Origin of the sequence: Microbacterium sp. Kw_RZR3, assembly GCF_029222405.1 — a bacterium.
Classification (GTDB): domain Bacteria; phylum Actinomycetota; class Actinomycetes; order Actinomycetales; family Microbacteriaceae; genus Microbacterium.
In genome coordinates, this window is sequence record NZ_JARHXC010000254.1 from 1 (window position 1) to 4200 (window position 4200).

Annotated in this window: 3 protein-coding genes; all 3 read left to right on the plus strand. The window is 69.0% G+C overall.

Translation table 11 applies throughout. The features are described from left to right. The first annotated feature begins 46 nt into the window (after positions 1-46). The 3 genes from P2P98_RS14305 to yicI are packed head-to-tail and all read left to right on the plus strand — an operon-like array spanning position 47 to position 4154. Complete coding sequence (locus P2P98_RS14305; protein WP_275800780.1) at positions 47-1009, plus strand: sugar ABC transporter permease; 963 nt, start codon at positions 47-49, stop codon at positions 1007-1009. Continuing rightward, entirely contained in the window at positions 1009-1926 is a 918-nt protein-coding gene (locus P2P98_RS14310; protein ID WP_275800781.1) for a carbohydrate ABC transporter permease, read from the plus strand. Before P2P98_RS14305 ends, P2P98_RS14310 begins: the two co-directional genes overlap by 1 nt. Then, positions 1926-4154 (plus strand): alpha-xylosidase, encoded by a 2229-nt coding sequence (gene yicI, locus P2P98_RS14315; protein WP_275800783.1) that lies wholly within the window; start codon positions 1926-1928, stop codon positions 4152-4154. Before P2P98_RS14310 ends, yicI begins: the two co-directional genes overlap by 1 nt. Positions 4155-4200 lie beyond the last annotated feature (46 nt).

Consider the following 4200-nt stretch of genomic DNA (forward strand, 5'->3'; position numbering starts at 1 on the left):
GGCGCGCCCCGCCGCCCCCACCTCTTCCTGATTCGGAGACCCCCACATGGCCCTTCTGACCCGCCCGGCGCGCGTGGCCCTGCCACCCGAACAGCCAGCCATCCCCCAGCGCCGCGGTGGCACCGCCGGCTACTGGCTCTACCTGCTGCCCGGCTTCGTGCTGCTGCTGGTGATCGTGATCATCCCGCTGGTGTGGAACGTCTTCCTCACCTTCACGAAGTGGCGCGGCGTCGGCGACCCCGAGTTCATCGGTCTCGACAACTGGACGAAGCTCCTTGCCGACGAGGACTTCTGGACCTCGTTCGTCAACTCGGTGTGGATGATCCTCGCGATGGTCGTCGTCCCGACGGTCGTCGGCCTCACCGTCGCCGCCCTGCTGTTCGACGTGGTGGGGCGCAAGTTCGGCGGCAAGGTCGGGAGCTTCCTCCGCGCGACCTACTACCTGCCGCAGATCCTTCCCATCGCGGTGGCCGGCATCGTCATCGGCTGGATCGTCCGGCCCGGCGAGACCGGCGCGCTCAACCAGATCCTCGCGAGCCTCGGGCTGCCGTCGTACGACTGGCTCGGGCAGATGCCCTCGGCACTCATCGTGCTGATGGTCGTGCTCGTCTGGGTGCAGATCGGCTACCCCGTCGTGGTCTTCATGGCCGCGCTCCAGCGGGTGGACCCCGAGCTGTACGAAGCCGCCGAGCTCGACGGGGCGAACTGGTTCCAGCGCTTCACCGCGATCACGATGAGCATCATCCGGCCCGAGATCTTCGTCGTGACCCTGACCTGCACGATCGCGGCGCTGAAGGTCTTCGGTCCGGTCTACGTCATCACGCAGGGCGGCCCCGCGGGCTCCACGATCGTGCCCGCGTACTACGCCTACCTCGAGTTCTTCACCAAGCGGAACGTCGGCTACGGCGCGACGATCGCCACGGTGCTCACGATCGTCGTCGTCATCGTGTCGATCGTGTTCATCCGCGTGCAGGGCTCGCTCGAACGCAAGGAAAGGGCGGGACTCTGATGGCCTCGGCATCCGTTCTCACCACGACCGCCGCCGAACGCCCGCCGCGGCGCCGCGCCGGTGGCCCGGGTCGCGGCGGCCGCGGCGGCATGACCCGCCGCCGCCCGGTCGACTGGCTGCTGCTCGCGCTCGTCGTCGTCGGCGCGCTGCTCGTGCTCGCGCCGTTCTACCTCGTGCTCGTGAACTCGTTCAAGTCGCCGCTCGACTACGCGACCTCGGGGCCGCTCGCGCTCCCGCAGCAGCTCGACTTCGGCGGGATCGTCGACTTCTGGAACCGCGTGGACTTCCCCCGCAAGGTCGGCAACTCGATCCTCATCTCGGGTGTCGTCGCCGTGCTCGCGGTGCTCATCTCGGTGCTCAACGCCTTCGCGATCGGCATCGGGCGCGTGCGCGGGCGCACCGGCATCGTGCTGCTGTTCCTCATGGCGAACCTGCTCCCGCAGGAGGCGCTGCTGTACCCGCTGTACTACATGTTCAAATCGGTCGGCCTGTACGACAACGTCCTGTCGGTCATCATCGTCTTCACCGTGGTACAGGCGGCGTTCGGCACCTACCTGCTGTCGTCGGTGTACGGCACGTTCCCGCGCGAGATCCTCGAGGCCGCCGCGATCGACGGCGCGAGCCGCTGGCAGATCCTCTGGCGCGTGATCTTCCCGATCAGCCGCCCGACCCTCGCGGTGCTGCTCATCTTCTTCTTCATCTGGACGTGGAACGAGTTCCTCATCCCGCTGACGTTCCTGGCATCCAACGACAACCAGACGGTGCCGGTCGCGATCAGCGTCCTGCAGGGCGACCGTCTCATGGACGTCACCACCATCAGCGCGTCGGCGCTGCTCGGCATCATCCCGACGCTCATCTTCTTCCTCATCTTCCAACGCACGCTCACACGCGGCATCACGGCAGGAGCAGTCAAGTAATGAAGTTCACCGATGGGTTCTGGCTCATGCGTCACGGCGTGACCGTCGACTACGCGGCCGAGGCCTACGACATCAGCCGGACCGACGACACCCCGGACGGACCGGGGCTCGTCGTGCACGCGCCGACGAAGGTCATCGCGAAGCGCGGCGATGTGCTCAACCGGACGCTCCTGACCGTGACGCTGTCGTCGCCGCTCGAGGGGGTCGTGCGGGTGCGGATCGTGCACCACGACGGAGCCGGCCGCGGACGCGGGTTCGCGCTGCCGGGGGCCGTCGGCGGCGGCGGCGACGTCGATGTCGAGGCCGGCACCCTGAGCGCGGGGCGGCTCGTCGCGCGCATCGCGCCGGGCGCGCCGTGGGACCTCTCCTTCGAGCTCGACGGGCAGCGCGTGACCGGCAGCGGGCACCGGTCTCTCGGGCGGGTGAGTCTCGCGGCGGATGCCGACGTCGACGCCGGCGTGATCTCGAACCGAGGTGCGGACACCGGCATCCCGGCATCCCGTCACTTCATCCACGAACAGCTCGACCTCGGCGTGGGCGAGACGGTCTACGGGCTCGGCGAACGCTTCGGGCCGGTCGTGAAGAACGGCCAGACCGTCGAGATCTGGAACGCCGACGGCGGCACCTCGAGCGAGCAGGCCTACAAGAGCGTGCCGTTCTACGTCTCGTCGGGCGGGTACGGCGTGCTCGTCAACGACCCGGGACACGTGTCGTTCGAGGTCGCGTCCGAGAACGTCGAGCGCGTGCAGTTCTCGGTCTCGGGTGAAGCGCTGGAGTACTTCGTCATCGCCGGCCCCACCCCGAAGGACGTGCTCGAGCGCTACACCGCGCTCACCGGCCGCCCGCCGATCGTGCCGGCGTGGTCGTTCGGCACGTGGCTCACCACGTCGTTCACGACCGACTACGACGAGCAGACCGTCACGTCGTTCATCGACGGTATGGCCGAGCGCGACCTGCCGCTGTCGGTGTTCCACTTCGACTGCTTCTGGATGCGCGAGTTCTCCTGGACCGACTTCACCTGGGACGACCGGGTCTTCCCGGATCCGGATGCCATGCTCCAGCGCCTCCACGACCGGGGCCTGCGGGTGTCGGTGTGGATCAACCCCTACATCGCACAGCGTTCGGTGCTGTTCGCGGAGGGGGTCGCGAACGGCTACTTCGTGCGCCGACCCGACGGGACGCCGTGGCAGTGGGACCTGTGGACGCCGGGCATGGCGCTCGTCGACTTCACGAACCCGGATGCCGTGCGCTGGTACCAGTCGCACCTGCGGCGTCTCATCGCGCAGGGCGTGGACTGCTTCAAGACCGACTTCGGCGAGCGGATCCCCACCGACGTCGTCTACTTCGACGGCACCGACCCCGAGCGCATGCACAACCTGTACGCGCAGCTGTACAACGCCGCGGTGCACGAGGTGCTGGTGGAGGAGCGGGGCGTCGGAGAAGCCGTGCTGTTCGCGCGCTCGGCGACGGCGGGTGGGCAGACGATGCCCGTGCACTGGGGCGGCGACAACTCGTCGACCTTCGCCTCGATGGCGGAGACGCTCCGTGGCGGCCTGTCACTCGCGTGGAGCGGCTTCTCGTTCTGGAGCCACGACATCGGCGGCTTCGAGGGCACCCCCGACCCGGCCGTGTTCAAGCGCTGGATCGCCTACGGGATGCTGTCGTCGCACAGCCGCTTCCACGGCTCGGACTCGTACCGGGTGCCATGGGCGTTCGACGAGGAGGCGGTCGACGTCACGCGCCTGTTCTCGCGCCTGAAGCTGCGGCTGATGCCGTATCTGTACGCGGCGGCACGGGAGGCTGCGGCCACGGGCGTTCCGGTGATGCGGCCGATGGCGCTCGAGTTCCCCGACGACCCCACGACCCTGTACCTCGACCGCCAGTACATGCTCGGCGGCGATCTTCTCGTGGCGCCGGTGTTCTCGGCATCCGGAGACGTGTCGTTCTATCTGCCGGAGGGGGAGTGGACGCACCTGCTCACCGGGGAGCGGGTGGTCGGCGGCGGGTGGCGTCGCGAGACGCACGGCTTCGACTCGCTGCCGCTGTACGTGCGGCCGGGGGCCGTGCTGCCGTGGGGCGCGCGCGAGGACCGGCCTGACTACGACTACCTCGACGGGCTGTCGCTGCGGGTGTTCCCCGGCGGCTCGGGGGTGGCCGAAGTCACGGTGACGGCGCCGGACGGGCGGAGCGAGACGTTCCGGGTGGATCGGGCTGAGGTGACGGAGTAGGGGTCGCGGGGGCGCGGCGTCGCGGGGGCGCGGCTGCGGGCGGAGG